At 61.5% G+C, this 12,917-nt stretch carries 15 protein-coding genes and 2 pseudogenes; 5 read left to right on the top strand and 12 right to left on the bottom strand.

The genetic code is table 11. The annotated features are described in order from the left end of the window. Positions 1–394: 394 nt before the first annotated feature. Both ON22_RS26905 and ON22_RS26900 read left to right on the top strand, forming a co-directional pair. On the top strand, positions 395–1,270 hold the full coding sequence (locus ON22_RS26905) for a DUF6414 family protein (RefSeq protein ID WP_156052504.1): 876 nt from the start codon (positions 395–397) through the stop codon (positions 1,268–1,270). 170 nt (positions 1,271–1,440) lie between these two features. Next, positions 1,441–1,764: pseudogene (locus ON22_RS26900) on the top strand (DUF6338 family protein); the annotation flags it as partial. Between the two features lie 59 nt (positions 1,765–1,823). Here ON22_RS26900 and ON22_RS26895 read toward each other — a convergent pair. The 5 genes from ON22_RS26895 to ON22_RS26875 form a co-directional block, all read right to left on the bottom strand. Then, positions 1,824–2,156 (bottom strand): hypothetical protein, encoded by a 333-nt coding sequence (locus ON22_RS26895; RefSeq protein ID WP_033247743.1) that lies wholly within the window; start codon positions 2,154–2,156, stop codon positions 1,824–1,826. A 148-nt stretch (positions 2,157–2,304) separates the two neighbouring features. Continuing rightward, the gene (locus ON22_RS26890) at positions 2,305–3,111 is read right to left on the bottom strand and encodes a PIN-like domain-containing protein (RefSeq protein WP_033247744.1); all 807 of its coding nucleotides are present in this window, start codon (positions 3,109–3,111) and stop codon (positions 2,305–2,307) included. Continuing rightward, positions 3,089–3,568: a type I restriction-modification enzyme R subunit C-terminal domain-containing protein gene (locus ON22_RS26885; protein ID WP_033247745.1), complete on the bottom strand. Its 480-nt coding sequence runs from the start codon at positions 3,566–3,568 to the stop codon at positions 3,089–3,091. The genes ON22_RS26890 and ON22_RS26885 overlap by 23 nt, the downstream gene beginning before the upstream one ends. A 100-nt stretch (positions 3,569–3,668) precedes the next feature. Continuing rightward, positions 3,669–4,217 carry a GNAT family N-acetyltransferase gene (locus tag ON22_RS26880; protein ID WP_033247746.1) on the bottom strand — a complete coding sequence of 183 codons (549 nt, stop codon included), beginning with the start codon at positions 4,215–4,217 and terminating at the stop codon, positions 3,669–3,671. Then, positions 4,210–5,505 (bottom strand): helix-turn-helix domain-containing protein, encoded by a 1,296-nt coding sequence (locus ON22_RS26875; RefSeq protein WP_033247747.1) that lies wholly within the window; start codon positions 5,503–5,505, stop codon positions 4,210–4,212. The genes ON22_RS26880 and ON22_RS26875 overlap by 8 nt, the downstream gene beginning before the upstream one ends. Before the next feature lie 254 nt (positions 5,506–5,759). Here ON22_RS26875 and ON22_RS38170 point away from each other — a divergent pair, with 254 nt between their 5' ends. Continuing rightward, on the top strand, positions 5,760–5,891 hold the full coding sequence (locus ON22_RS38170; RefSeq protein ID WP_255218562.1) for a hypothetical protein: 132 nt from the start codon (positions 5,760–5,762) through the stop codon (positions 5,889–5,891). Continuing rightward, positions 5,888–6,190, top strand: a complete 303-nt coding sequence (locus ON22_RS26865; RefSeq protein WP_043740749.1) for a hypothetical protein — start codon at positions 5,888–5,890, stop codon at positions 6,188–6,190. The genes ON22_RS38170 and ON22_RS26865 overlap by 4 nt, the downstream gene beginning before the upstream one ends. Positions 6,191–6,344: 154 nt before the next feature. Here ON22_RS26865 and ON22_RS26860 read toward each other — a convergent pair whose 3' ends face one another. Further along, complete coding sequence (locus ON22_RS26860) at positions 6,345–6,665, bottom strand: helix-turn-helix domain-containing protein (protein WP_033247721.1); 321 nt, start codon at positions 6,663–6,665, stop codon at positions 6,345–6,347. Beyond that, positions 6,662–7,033, bottom strand: a complete 372-nt coding sequence (locus ON22_RS26855; RefSeq protein WP_231508802.1) for a type II toxin-antitoxin system RelE/ParE family toxin — start codon at positions 7,031–7,033, stop codon at positions 6,662–6,664. Before ON22_RS26855 ends, ON22_RS26860 begins: the two co-directional genes overlap by 4 nt. A gap of 118 nt (positions 7,034–7,151) precedes the next feature. Between ON22_RS26855 and ON22_RS26850 the strand changes: the two genes are divergently transcribed. Continuing rightward, the gene (locus tag ON22_RS26850) at positions 7,152–7,943 is read left to right on the top strand and encodes a helix-turn-helix domain-containing protein (protein ID WP_033247723.1); all 792 of its coding nucleotides are present in this window, start codon (positions 7,152–7,154) and stop codon (positions 7,941–7,943) included. Positions 7,944–8,032: 89 nt separating this feature from the next. On the opposite strand, the gene ON22_RS34980 is transcribed toward ON22_RS26850, so the two are convergent. The 5 genes and pseudogenes from ON22_RS34980 to ON22_RS26830 form a co-directional block, all read right to left on the bottom strand. Continuing rightward, positions 8,033–9,325 (bottom strand): caspase, EACC1-associated type, encoded by a 1,293-nt coding sequence (locus ON22_RS34980; RefSeq protein ID WP_255218561.1) that lies wholly within the window; start codon positions 9,323–9,325, stop codon positions 8,033–8,035. A 5-nt stretch (positions 9,326–9,330) separates the two neighbouring features. After that, positions 9,331–9,696, bottom strand: coding sequence for an effector-associated constant component EACC1 (locus ON22_RS37300; protein WP_063820668.1), 366 nt, complete (start codon positions 9,694–9,696; stop codon positions 9,331–9,333). Between the two features lie 12 nt (positions 9,697–9,708). After that, positions 9,709–11,046: an SNIPE associated domain-containing protein gene (locus tag ON22_RS36020; RefSeq protein ID WP_231508803.1), complete on the bottom strand. Its 1,338-nt coding sequence runs from the start codon at positions 11,044–11,046 to the stop codon at positions 9,709–9,711. A 3-nt stretch (positions 11,047–11,049) separates the two neighbouring features. After that, a pseudogene (locus ON22_RS38635) lies at positions 11,050–11,142 on the bottom strand (DUF2510 domain-containing protein); the annotation flags it as partial. 489 nt (positions 11,143–11,631) lie between these two features. Continuing rightward, the gene (locus ON22_RS26830) at positions 11,632–12,519 is read right to left on the bottom strand and encodes a Shedu anti-phage system protein SduA domain-containing protein (protein WP_197039757.1); all 888 of its coding nucleotides are present in this window, start codon (positions 12,517–12,519) and stop codon (positions 11,632–11,634) included. Positions 12,520–12,917: the final 398 nt, after the last annotated feature.

Genomic DNA, 12,917 nt, shown 5'->3' with positions numbered 1-12,917 from the left:
GCGTGAGCTCGACGTGCCCACAGGACGGCCGCTGCATTCACACATCCGCACTATCGGTGCGGCTCCGCTGAGTGGCGGTCTGCGCATGGGTGGGGCTGGCTACCCGGTCTGCCCGAGAAGGCCCGCTCTTCTCGGGCAGAGACTCTGTAGTCAAGGCTGGCGAAGCCCTCAGCGGAGCTGACGCCATAGTGGCCCTTGACGGCGGACAGGCGCGGGAACACAATGCAGGCCACCAGCCAGCAGGGACACGCGACGAAGGACGCGGGTTAGTAGGTAGTTAAGTTAAACAACAAAATGGCAGGATGAGACTAACCGGTAGGAAACTTGAATTTGTCAGCCAATTCTCAGAAAAGCCATTGTGATAAGATCACATTTCAGTGCTACGATCGCCAGCATGGGAATTTATCAGCGTCCATCAAAATCGCTGCACAAAAGCTTCCTTTACCTAAATGACGAAATCGTTGTCAATTCACTCTCTGCACTAGAAGCCGGAAAGGTCGACGAAGTAATTTCAAAAGCAGTGACCGCACGCGAAGGTGGCGGATCTATAGGCGGCAGCCTTGGCTTTGGAGGGACATCCGGAAAAGCGGAAGCTTCCAAGAAGGGGTCCTCCACCATGGAGGAAGAAATGACCCGGACCAGGACGAGATTCTCCATATTTCATATCTGGTACGAGCTGCTTGAACAGCAGAAAGCCCTTGGAAGGTTCACCGGCTGGGGAGAAGGCGCCCTGGTCGACGTAAGACCAGGCGACACGATTGTTATGAATGCCGAACTGGAGGTGTTGTCAATCTATGGCCTCGCCCGAATGTTTGGATGGTTTGCAGAACAGGCAGCCCAGCAAGGCACTCCTTATTCACAAAAGGGCGCCGAACTAAAGTCCACGAAAGACGCAGCCCGAATAATGAAGATGATTGTCGGTGGCGAAGGAAATGAGAAGGTTGGCCTGTTCGCCGTTCCCGAAGGGGACGCTGGGCCTACCGTCGCAATGACGGTGGGAGAGGAATGGATAGTCGGGGACGTGGGTGCTGTTTCTGGCTACTACACCATCGTGGCGCAAGTACAAAGGGTGATAAACGATGGCGAGTGGCATCCGATAATTCGACTTATCTCGGGTGCACCCGTGACAGTGCTTGAGCGAGATGCCATCCGAGAGTCACTCGGAGGGTTTGAAGATCCCGCCTCCACTTTTGAAATGCCGGTCAGCCAATACGATGGCGAGGTCAAGGGGCCAGCTCTTTGGCTTGAGCCCATCGCAGTTTACCGCTGAGCACCCAGGCGGCACCCATCCACTTCGATTATTCCGGCGTAACCACGGCCAGTCGACCACTCGCGATGCTGGGCGAATGGGGCTACTGCGTCTCGATCACCCTCGTTTCTCTCGCTGCAGTCGCGCTCCTCTCCGCTCACCTGGCTTTCTAGTGGTTCCACCGGAACAACGAGGGACAGATGACTTTTGAGTCAGCCTGGCGAGAAGTTATGCGGTCGGAGGCACCCGAACATACCGTCGCTTACGCACGAATCAGGATGAAAGACGGGTCGGTCTGGACCGGTCGTGTCGGCCACTACTCACGTGCCCAGGAGCTCGCCGATCGCGAGATCGCCCTTGCGCCACCTATCACCCGGAAACCCAAGCCGAAGCCGGACGGAACCCCCAACGGTGTTAGCGAAAACTTCCCATTCGCCTACGAGCGGGTGATCTTGAAAGATGTCGAAATCGCGTATATCGCTGTTAGGTACGAATTGCTCAATGTTGCGGAGTAATCTCCAGCACGGTTGAGAGGGGTGTCTCCCGTCGGACTCTAGTGTTCTGAGTCGTTAATTTAATTGTCGGTAACAATGACCCCGCCAGTGCCGGACGGCGAAGAGGACGCCAACTCTTCCAGCAGTACGGGCACTTCACTGGGCACGCTGAAATATGTTGCTTTGACACCATCCGGGTAGCGCGCTACGAAGATGGGCGCCACTCCGTCCGGTATCACACCCTCCGATTGCAGCGCTTCGGTCAATCTGCGGAACGGGCGGGTGAAACCACGCAGCATCCGCTCATCGCCGTAATCACCCAGATCGTAGACCTTTTCGCGGCTGAACGCGACCGCCTCGTTCAGGGGTGGCCAGCCGAAGTGCCGCAGCTTGAACAGGTGCTTGGAATTCAAGGCGCTCCAGCAGTGCCGATACAGCCTCCAACGTCCACAGCTCCGGCGGCTGGGATTCTTCGATGGTTGCGACACGTCCAGCGTCCTCTGAAGAACCTTCGTCGACTTCGACTGCAAGTACTGACGCATGAGCCAGCAGCGTCGCCGGTCACATCAGGAACAACCGTCGTCCCGATAGCTCGTGGTACTCGACGCTCAGTTCAGGACGCGGGCCAATGAAGGTCGACTGCTGGCGCCACCACCAGTCTTCCTTCTCGTCGCGAGTCACGATGATCAGGTCCTTGCCGTGTGCGTGCGCATACCGAGTGGCCTGATACCAAACCAGGTAGTCGCCAGCCCCACCCTCAGGTGAGTCGGTATCCTGCTTCTGGGCGTCCTTGTACCCTGGGGGCACCTCGGCTTCGATTCGCCGGTTCGCCTCCGCAACACATTCGAGCCATTCGTCGTCGGCCAACGGCGGTGTAACCCGACCCGCCAGTAAACTTTCGAGCTGATCGAGAATCGAGTCACCATCGCGCTCGGATTTCGTATCACGCACGAAGTCCTGGATGCGTCCCTGCACGTCGCTGACGAAACCATCGACACGAGCGAGCAAGTCGGACAGCTCACCATCGTCAACACCGACTGCCTTGGCCCAGACCGTTAGCGCATCTCCGGCGGTTCGGCCCCCCTTGGCAACAAGATCTGTGGCTGTCTTCGTTGCACCGTGAGGGCTGCCATGCGACCGCTGCCTATGCCGCCAGAACTCTCGCAGTGCCTGATGCGGGACAACGAGTCGATCTCCCAGACTTTCCAGGGTCTTGATGAGGTCCTGCGAGGTCCGTGGCCGAAACCGGTAGAGATCGAGCAGTACATTCGCATCGATAGCAACGATTGCCTCACCGAGTGCTGTTTCGAGGTCGTCGTTCGATGCGGCTCGGTAGCCAATGAATTCACCGTCGTAGAGACCGTTCATAGCGGTATTCTGCACCTCCACCTCTGCCGGCCGCGATGGTTCGCGACGATACCGCAATGGGTTTCAGGCGATCGAAGCCACCGAGTCGCTGAGCGACCGGATCAGACGCACTAGTCGTGTCGTCTGCCCGTGGGCGAACAGTTGCGTTGGCCCTGCGGCACCGCGTCGGTGAACGGCGCGCCTCGAACAGCAGTTTCGGGTCCATCCCGCGGTGCCGGGTGAGGTGGCCGATGACGAGGTTGACGTTGACGACATCGATCTGGCTGGCAGTGGCGGTGCGTTCGCCAAGGAGACCCCGCGAACGCTTCCGCACGGCCGGCTGATCGAGTCCGACGAGCGAGCGAATGAAACGGGCGAGTCCTTGGGCGTTCGCGACGGCGCGTTCCATGTCCTCGGGTGCGCCGGCACCGCTGCGGGCCAGCAGTTCCTCAAGCGATTCGAGGTCGGCCGGTGTCACGACGCCCGAACGCAGCTTCTGCAGAGCCAGATTATTGGGCTGTCAGCGCACATAGTCGCGCACTTTCGCGGTGTACCGCTCGATGTCGGTACCGGACCGTTCAAAACGGAAGAGAGCGAATCAGTACGTGGAAGGTAGGCGCCCCGGCCCAGCCTGGACACTGAACGCCGACCCGGTACCAGCCCCATCGCTGATACCGCGCGTAGGCACGCTCGTTTCTAGGGTCCACCAACAGCGTCGCCCGCTTCTCCCGCCGAGCAGACAGCAGTTCATCATGCAGCATCCGCGCGTAACCCTGGCCGGTGTGTTCAGGGACCACCATGATCTCCGAGAGCCCGAATGTCCGGGTCCCGTCCTCGCGAGTGAATTCTGGATCGTCTTCGTCGAGCTGCAATCCGCCCCAGCCGGCGGTGTTCTCGCCGAGCGGCCACCCCCACGCCTGCCCTATCGGTTCCTCGTCCAGGTACAGCACCACCAGGTCGAAGCCCGGCGCGCGCAGGTAAGCGTCGAACCGATTCATCGACGCCTCCAGCGATTCAAAAGGATCGCCGGTCGCGATAGCCTCCGCGTAGGCGCGCGCGTAGACGTCCTGGACCGTGTCGCGCATTTCGCGCGCACCGACGTGATCGAAACGGCGGAATTCAATCAACCGAAGTCCCCTTCGTGGAAACGAGTGCGTCGAACCGAACTCGGAACTCCTCACCTTCGGAAGCCGTGTCGGCCCGCTGCCGCACCGGTTTCAGCGCGCTGAGTGCCCGGGGCGATGCAAGCCACCCTTCCAGCGCCTCGAGCACCAGGGTCCCCACTTCGACCGCCGACCTCGTGTCGCCGGTACGGGCGAGCGCTGCCGACCACCAGGCCGACGCGTGCATGGCATTACCAGCGCTTGCCGGCTCGCCCGCAACGACCTCGTGCAGGACGAGCGCTCGGCTGTGGTTGCCTATGTCAGTGCAGGCCCGCGCCTCATGGAATCGGATTTCGGAATGGTCGACGAACCGCAGCCACGGAGCGCACTCTCCCACCGGCTCATGCTCGGCTGCATTGTCCATTTCCCGCCATGCCGCTGACATGGCTCGCTCCACACTTCGCCGATCACCGGCTGTGCCGTACGCCGCGGCTTCGCGGGCTGCGATCAGCGCGTGTATCCGTCCCGCGGGCCTCCTCCGCACCAGATCCGCAGCCCGGCGTGTCAACGCGAGTGCATAGGAGGGCGACGCATGACCGGTGCGTGCCAAGCTGATGGATTGCAGAGCAGCATTCATGCAGGCGTGGACAGCCAGATCGTCGTCTTCGGCCATGGACGCCAGCGAGAGCGCATCGGAGTAGCACCGCCGCGCCAACTGGACTCGATCCGCGTCGTATGCGAGCCAGCCGGTTTCCACGGCCAGCGCCCCTACGGCGGACATCCACGCTCGGCCTGTCGCAGCGTCGAACACGCTGCTGTGCAGCAAACCCTGGCTACGTTCCAACGTATCAACGGCGGAGGACAGTAGGCCCGCTCCACCGACAGCCTGGTCGGCGGCTTCCAGTTCCGCCGTGAATGCGTTCAGACGTTCAACGTCGGCCATGCCGATCTGGGAGTGGCTGGGCGTCGGCAATGTCGCGGCGGTAAGCGCCGCGGCTTTACCGAATTCGCGGCGGTTCACGTCTGCCTCATCGCCAATGCTTCCAGGGGTTAGGTGTCCTTGCGCTGATGGCCGCGTGGACGATACGGCGAGCGTAAAGCGGCGCATCGCCTCCGGGCTCAGCTTGGCGAGCCAACTATCGAGGTCGGCGGCACGTTGCCCGCGCACCGGCCGCGATTCGGTGGCACGTTCCCACTTTCGCACGGTCGCAACAGACCACCCGATCTGTTCGGCGAACTGCTCCTGCGTCATCCGCAACGCCGCGTCACGCAGCGCCCGCACCTCGACCCTTGTCCAAACCTCCACGATCACGCGAAAACCCCCTGTCGCTGCGCACTTAGCGGAAGCGTAGCGGTTCTCTATGACTGCTGTCCCTGGGACCGCGAACACCGGTCGATGAGGCTTGAACCAGCCCCGGCGCCGGGTCGAACCACCAGGCCGGCCAGCACCATACGAGGCCGCCGACCACGGAATTCCTCGGCGCCGGGTGCACGCCATGACACCCCCCAGGAGGCACTGTGCGCGAACGACCACCTCTGCCCAAGCGACCGGCACGAAACCGGGCAATGGAAGCGACCGTCCGGCTGTTGCGCGACCAATACTGCATCGATACAGCAACATTGGGACGGGTGGCGGCCGGGCTCCGCGCCAGTCGCGATGTCCCGGAACCCGCCACCGACGCCGATATCGCGCCATGAGCCACTCGATCGCGTTCGGCTGGATCGACCACGACATCAGCCGAGCACCCGAGACCGACCGCGACCGCGTACACCGCCTCGCCGACCGACTCGGCTACCACCTCGTATGGCCCGGCGAACACTCGGTGCTACGCGTGGCCGACCAGGCACGCAACGCCGGTGCCGACCTGGTGATCCTGCCCGCACCCGACCACCTCAGCCCCCACGAACTCGACGCCGTACTGGACATCTGCGACGTGGAAACCGTGCTACCGCGTCTCAGCTTCCCACGCTGGACCTCCACGCAGGACACACCATGAGCACCCTGGTAGTGGTCGGTTTCGCCATCGCGATCGGACTACCGCTGCTGGTGATCGCGGCGACGATCTGGTGGCCCTGATCATCGCATCGTGAATGGGCCACCGGCAGTAGCACTCGGGTGCAACGGTGCAGCCGCTGTCGGAAACAGTCACCTCACGCCGCGGGGTCGGTCGGCATCTTCAGCAGATGCCCACCGATATCCGCCAGCAGCTCCAGCTTCCCGCCCAACGCGGAAACATACGCGGCGAGAGCCTCGACGGTCGCGACCTCGCCATGCTCGATCTGCGACACCCGCCCGGGGCTCACGCCCATGATCTCGGCCAAACCCGCTTGCGTGAACCCCAGCCGCTTCCGCTCCTCGGCAAGCTGGTAGCCCCACTGCTCGGCCATGATCGACCGACGACGGCGTGCGGCTTCCTCCTCGCCCACGCGGCGGCGATAGCCTTCACGATCCCATTTGGAGAAGCTACTCATCGCTCTTCCTCCTCCTCTGCCCGTTCCTTCAGATACACCGCGTAGAGCTCTTCCGCGCGAGGAATCGCCTGCTCATACCAGCTCTTCCACTGCCCGGTCTTATCGCCGCCGGTCAATAGGATCGCCGACCGCCACGGGTCGAACGCGAACAGCACACGGATCATCGTCTGTCTTGGCCGTAACTCCTTCAAGTTGGCAAGTTGCGAACCGGTCAGCGTGTCGACCAGCGGACGGCCCAGGGTCGGCCCGTATTCAGCGAGCACATCGACAGCTGCTTCGACCCGCTCGGCAGCCTCGGGATCGGAACGTCGCAGATTGTTCATCCACGCGGCCACCTCATCGGTCTGGTAGATCTCCCATTGACCCACCGCCAAACTATAGCAAATCCTATAGTTCAGCTCGGAGCCCAGGTGAGCATCCACACTCCCCTCCCGGTACACCATGTAGAGTACGTACCGGGTACTGACCAGTCACCAGGAGTAACCGATGCCCCCACGCACGAAGAACGGCAGCGTCGAGCTCGGATCTGCAATCCGGGAACGACGAATAGCTCTCGATCTCAGCATCGAAGAAGCAGCGGCCAAAGCCGGTATCGGCACGAAGTCGTGGAGTCGCTACGAGTCCGGGGCAGCAATCCGCGCGGACAAGGTTCGGGGTATTTGCAAAGCGCTGGGATGGAGCCGGCTCCCTGAAACGGAGCAGGACGATCAGAAGTCAGATGATGACTTCCTCCGCACCGTCGATCGAGATCACCGCGCGTGGTCTGCCGTTCTGGAGAAGAACTTCGGCCGAGAATGCGCGGTGACCTTCGCGGTTGGTAGCGATGTCGTGAGCGACCAGATCCGCGATGACCTCACGGAACTCGCAAAGGAACCGCGAGGAGCACATCTGGGGCAGCTCTCGACATCGTGGCTCGATGGCGACCTTCCGCCTCAGTTCCTTCCCCGCTATGACTACGAACTCGTCTATGCGCTGAAGGCCGCTGTAAGTACGCTTCGCGCGCGTTTCTCCGCCGGCCACTTGGTCGCGCATACGGTGCTGGAGGAATTGGCTCTGTACCTCATCCTCAGCCAAGCCGAAATACTGGACGACCTCTACCCCGAATTCGAAGGTGGGGCCGACTGGCGCGAATGGCTGGGCGACATACTCGACGATCTCGACGTCGAGTTCTACCTGTTCACCTCGGGCTGGGCGTTGACGCCTGACCACACTTACCACTTCGACCGCTGGAGCGAAGAGCAGTTTTACACTGGCAGAGAGCCGACCGAGAAGGAGTGATCCCGCGCAGGGCACGCTCGGGAAGCATGAGTAGCACAGCGAGGCCCCAGCAGGAATCGCCACACACAAAGGCGTACACGCGCAGATTCTTACCGGGACGGCGTCTGGGAGACCGGGCCACGGGGTTTGACGTTGGCGCGCTGTGCACGCTTGTGCCCGGCCCTGCGCCACCAGGACTCGGCGTCATCGATGTGCCCCCGGAGGCGGAGCCGAATCGCCATGTTGTGCATAGCGTCGGTGTGGCCGGCTTCCGCCGCCCGCTGGTACCAGATGATGGCATCGTCGAACCGGAGCGTCCTGTCGAGCATGACTGCCAGGTTGTACATTGCGTCGGCATTCCCGGCTTCTCCTGCGAACCGCCACCAACGCTCGGCGTCCTCCAAGAATTGTTCTTCATACAGCAGGTTTGCCAGATTACCCATCGCCTCGGGGTTACCCGCCTCAGCGGCCTTGCGGTACCAGTCGAGGGCTTCAGCGGACTGTCTACGCGTGACAAGCAAATTGGCGAGATTGTTCATTGCACCGAGGTGACCCTGCGCCGCCGCACGCCTCCATAGAGCTTCTGCTCCGACAGTATCTCCCTGGTCAGCCGAGTGCTGCGCGCTTTCGAACAGAGACTCGCTATTCGCGTCCGTCCCCGGAGCTTTCGGAACATCTTCGGTCAGGTTCGACTGGGGGCCAGGCGCAGTGAACAGGCGTAGCTCGCCCGCGATATTGACACTTCGTCGCTGCGGCCGGGGCTGGTTGTTTCGATGCAGCATCCGATCGACCCTCTGATAGAGCTGATCGAGGGTCAGCCCGGTATCTGCCGCGGCGCTCAACAGCGCACCGGTGAAGGCCGTATAGCGGTGACCTTCAGGCGCGAGTGACGTCTCGTCCCTCGCAGAGGACGTGATGGTGTAGGTACCCCTGATATCGATCTGGCCACCGATCACGGCCCCTGGTGAACTCATCGCTTCGAACGCACGTCCCGAGAAGCAACAGTCCAGGATCAGGATCCGGGCGCGGGCCGGACTATCCATAAGCTCATCTCGCAGCGCCGTGAAGGCCACCGAACTCCATTCGGGCTGTCCATGGTCGGTGTCGGGAAGGGCCAGATACAAGCGTCCGCGCCGGTCCACCACACCGTGGCCGGTGTAGTAGACAAGAAGGACATCCTCGGCGTCACGCGCCGCGGCAGCCACGGTCTTTCCGACCTCAGTGCTCTGCCCGGGATCGCTGAGCACAGTGCAGTGCTCTTCGTCGAACGGCGCCCCCGGCGCGGTCAAACTTCGGGCGAGGTCGCGGACATTGTTGCCGGCCGCCGGAATGTCCGGGAATTCAGGATCGGCGTACCGGCTCACCCCGATGAGTGCGGCACGCCAACCGCTCCGATTCCGCATCGCGTCTACCGGTTGTCGAGCTGCTCCAGCATGGACTGCAGCGCTTGCGTAACTTCCGGCATCTTGACTCGTTCTGCATCGAGAGTGATCTCGGAGTCCGTACCGGTCTTGATGGTTACGGCGATCTTGGACCGCCGGACAGTGAACCATGTGGTCAGCGACCTGGCGAGCGCGGTGGCGACTCCACCGGCGCCGGCCGCGACGATCAGTACATCGGTCAGTCCCCCCATCTGGCCGGGACGGACTTTCTCAGCAGGCATCTTTACCCTGCCGCGCAGCTGATCGTTGTCGTTCAACCATTCGAGCAGCTGGAAGAGATCGTCGGCGCTGCCGTTCGTTTCGACGGTTACCTGGTCCACAGATTGCGTCATACTGTCCGTCCTTCAGGTCAATGTGATGGGCGGGATGGATTGTGTGTTTTCGCTTCCGGATTGCGGCCGCACCGGACCATACTGGGCATTGCGGCTCTGGCGGTATTGATCGGCCTCCGGTGTCTCGGTGAACTCGAGCAGTCCATCGGTCACCTCGCGAAGGTGTTCTCGAACCTCGGCGGGCGTCACGCGGAAGAACTCACGGCGCCGATTGACCTTGTTGATGCGCTTGTCCTCCAGCCGGCGGTGGAGCTCGGCTTCGATTCCGGCGGCGTCCTTGTCGAAGAACAGCGCGTGAACGTCGTACTTGAACGGCACAGACGCATTGCTGAGTTCGCTGATCCGCTCGTACGGATGGAACCGTCGCGTCAACCCGATCTGTACCACATCTGGGCCGAACGCGCCGATATTGGAGATGACATACACGTATCCGGCGCGAACATCGTCCACCCGAGCCTGGATCGAGGCGATGGCCCGATCCCGCTCCGCCAACCGTCCCCGTAGCTCGTTCGCGGCATCGGTCTCTGCATTCCCCGCAGCTTCGAGGCCAGAAAGAGCCTGGCGGTCTCTTTCCTGTTGCTGCTCGAGTTTCGATTGCTCTCGAGCCAATTCCTCTTGCGCCCGGCGTTCCTCTCGTAGCCGCTCACGTTCGTCGCGCTCCGCGTCTTTCTGGCGTGCCAGCAATTCGAGATGATCGGCGGTCAGCTCCAACTCGCGACGACGAAGCCGGTGATATTCAGGAGCAATCCGAAGCTGCATGGTCGCGCCGAACCGCTCGAGAGTGTCGGCGATCCGGTCCAAACGGTCGAGCGTCTTGCGTAGTCTGTACGGTTTCAGGCCACGAACCAGGTTTTCGGCTTCTGCATTATAGGCGCGCAACATCAACTTCGAGTACTCGCGGATCATTCTGCGGCCATCGGTAACCGACCCCTCGACCACCCATGCCTTCGGTGCCTCTATCGCGCCGCCGTCGCGGCGGGCCAGGGCTTTTATCTCGCCCTGTAGACGCCTCAACTCGTCACGGTAGGCGACGGAGTCCGACAAGGGATGCCGGTATTCGTAGATCCCGATCTCTTGAAGGAGGTGCTGCTCCCGCATATCGACCACCTGCTCGACCAGGTCGTCCCGCACTGCCTGCTGCTCGGCGATCTGCGCCTCGAGCTGAGCCTGCAGCCGCTGCAGGTCGCCGACACCGAGGCCGCCGATCTGCTCCAACTCTTCACGTAGCCGCCGGTTTTCGGCGAGCGCCTCAGCCAGCTCATCTGCTTGCCTCTTCGCGAAGGCGCGAGCCCCGAACAGCGGAACCTTCGACTCGTCCGAAGCGCCGGGAGAGGCATGCTTCGTGGACACGGCCCTCCGATCCGCCGTCCAAGCCTGCCCATCCCAGTACCTCAGGAAGCCCTCGTTCTGCGGGTCGGGATACCAGTCCGGTGACACCCTGCTCATGATCCCCCTTGTCTCAGTTCGCCTTTCGAGCATGCCAGCTCACGCCGAAGCTCGCACAGCGAATCTCGAAAGATGGCACACACCGGAACGAACCGTCACCCCCGATGGCGGTCGAGCCCACCGGCCGGCCAGCCAAGGTCACGACCCTTGTGGACCAGAGACGAACCGACTCGTCAGCAGGACTATCCCGGTCGAGCATCACTTCCATAGACGGGCTTCACATCGACACCGTAAGCTCGTGCGATCCGGTGGCCGCTCAGATCATCGAACTGGGCAAGCGCCAAAGCTGGGGCTGGGCGGGGGCCGTCCTGCACGTTCCGGGACGCCACTACACCAGGCGAGGATGATCCGGCACGACGGATTACCGCCAATTGAGGAAATTGACATCCTTCGGATGCCGCACTGTCTCTAAAATACGCTAGGCAGTGCACAACTCACCTTCAGGCTGATGACCGGCAAGCGGGGGATACTGCTTCGACCTGCCTCTGATTACAGTGCGGCTGAGTCGGAGTCGTACCCAAGTACCCGTTCCGCGCTGTCGATCAGCTCCTTGTAGGTCAGAACCTCGACTCGACTCATATGCGAATTGAACGTTCTGAGTACCTCGCATATGGTCTCCTCTGGAATTTCCGGGTGGATCGCTGGGTGACCAATCAATACCAGTGCACTGGAGCGACGCGTCTCGATGCCGAACTCGCGGCGGATACGCACACGGTCCTCGTCGAGCCCCACCAGGTAGTTGATGGCTTGGGCGGCTGCATCATGAACAGCGGCAGTCGGAACCCAGGAACCGCGGTGCCGTTTCACAATCGGCTGGGCTCCCCTCGCCTTCTTCAATTCGACCACATGAAGGCTGCCATCCGAACGAATCAAGGGAACGTCGATCTCGTCGCCAGGAACCAAACGGCGTCGGATTTCAGCCCCGATATAATGCCCTCCGAAAATCCAAGGGTGTGCTTGTAAGGCGCATTGAAGGTCATGCTCTGTCGCGGTGGCATCTTCTATGACTCCGCGAACCCCTCGCAGAATCGATGACTTTCGCTTGAGTTCGGCAGCCTTGAGAAGGTGAATTCCCGCGTCTTCATTCGCCAGCACAGTCATCGCTTCAGGAGACATCACGACTCTGCGAGCAGCCTCGGCAGGATCTTCGAAGTCCAAGCGATTGCGAAAGATACGGTCCAACCAGACGGCCATCTCTGCTGTCCCACGCACAATTCTGTAGCGACCAGGACGGTCAGCCGGAGCATGGACAAACCGGCCGTCTTCGAGCTGTGACACAAGGCCATTGAGGAAATCTTCCGCAGTTTGGATTTCATCTCGATCCAGCACGAGCTGCCCGACATCTTTTAAAGCCCGAACCGCAACTTCGAAAATCATCGAGACGTATCCACGATTAGCCTCACTACGGGCACCGTCCTCAAACAAGCGTAATCGCTCTTCGAATTCTGGCTTCAGAGCTCGACCCGTGCAGTAATCGTGACAATCCTGCAGGAGGTGAAGTGCCCGCCACTCGGACTCCTCGGAGGCCCTGAGCCGGGCCATCTCCAGCCGATGGACCAACCCTTTCCCACCCCTGCGATGACGCCCGTTTCCGCTACGCATGTACTGCAAGGCTTCGCCGGTGGCGCTCGTGACCTCTAATGACTCGGACTCCTGTAGGACGCGTTCCAGCGCCAGTTCAAGTGCCCAGTCCGCTCTACCCGTCATGTCGGGCAGTATCTATCGACGCACTGACAGCGTTCTGATCCCCTGAGGATCGGCGCATCGGCCACTCG

Source organism: Nocardia carnea NBRC 14403 (assembly GCF_000308515.1).
Lineage (GTDB): Bacteria > Actinomycetota > Actinomycetes > Mycobacteriales > Mycobacteriaceae > Nocardia > Nocardia carnea.
This window is presented reverse-complemented; position numbering and strand designations above follow the sequence as displayed.

Bases quoted from the DNA above. Each gene is read 5' to 3' on its own strand.
- ON22_RS26905 (WP_156052504.1), top strand. From the start codon at position 395: ATGGGAATTTATCAGCGTCCATCAAAATCGCTGCACAAAAGCTTCCTT.
- ON22_RS26890 (WP_033247744.1), bottom strand. From the start codon at position 3,111: ATGAACGGTCTCTACGACGGTGAATTCATTGGCTACCGAGCCGCATCG.
- ON22_RS38170 (WP_255218562.1), top strand. From the start codon at position 5,760: ATGGAAGCGACCGTCCGGCTGTTGCGCGACCAATACTGCATCGATACA.
- ON22_RS26865 (WP_043740749.1), top strand. From the start codon at position 5,888: ATGAGCCACTCGATCGCGTTCGGCTGGATCGACCACGACATCAGCCGA.
- ON22_RS26860 (WP_033247721.1), bottom strand. From the start codon at position 6,665: ATGAGTAGCTTCTCCAAATGGGATCGTGAAGGCTATCGCCGCCGCGTG.
- ON22_RS26850 (WP_033247723.1), top strand. From the start codon at position 7,152: ATGCCCCCACGCACGAAGAACGGCAGCGTCGAGCTCGGATCTGCAATC.
- ON22_RS34980 (WP_255218561.1), bottom strand. From the start codon at position 9,325: ATGCGGAATCGGAGCGGTTGGCGTGCCGCACTCATCGGGGTGAGCCGG.
- ON22_RS37300 (WP_063820668.1), bottom strand. From the start codon at position 9,696: ATGACGCAATCTGTGGACCAGGTAACCGTCGAAACGAACGGCAGCGCC.
- ON22_RS26830 (WP_197039757.1), bottom strand. From the start codon at position 12,519: ATGATTTTCGAAGTTGCGGTTCGGGCTTTAAAAGATGTCGGGCAGCTC.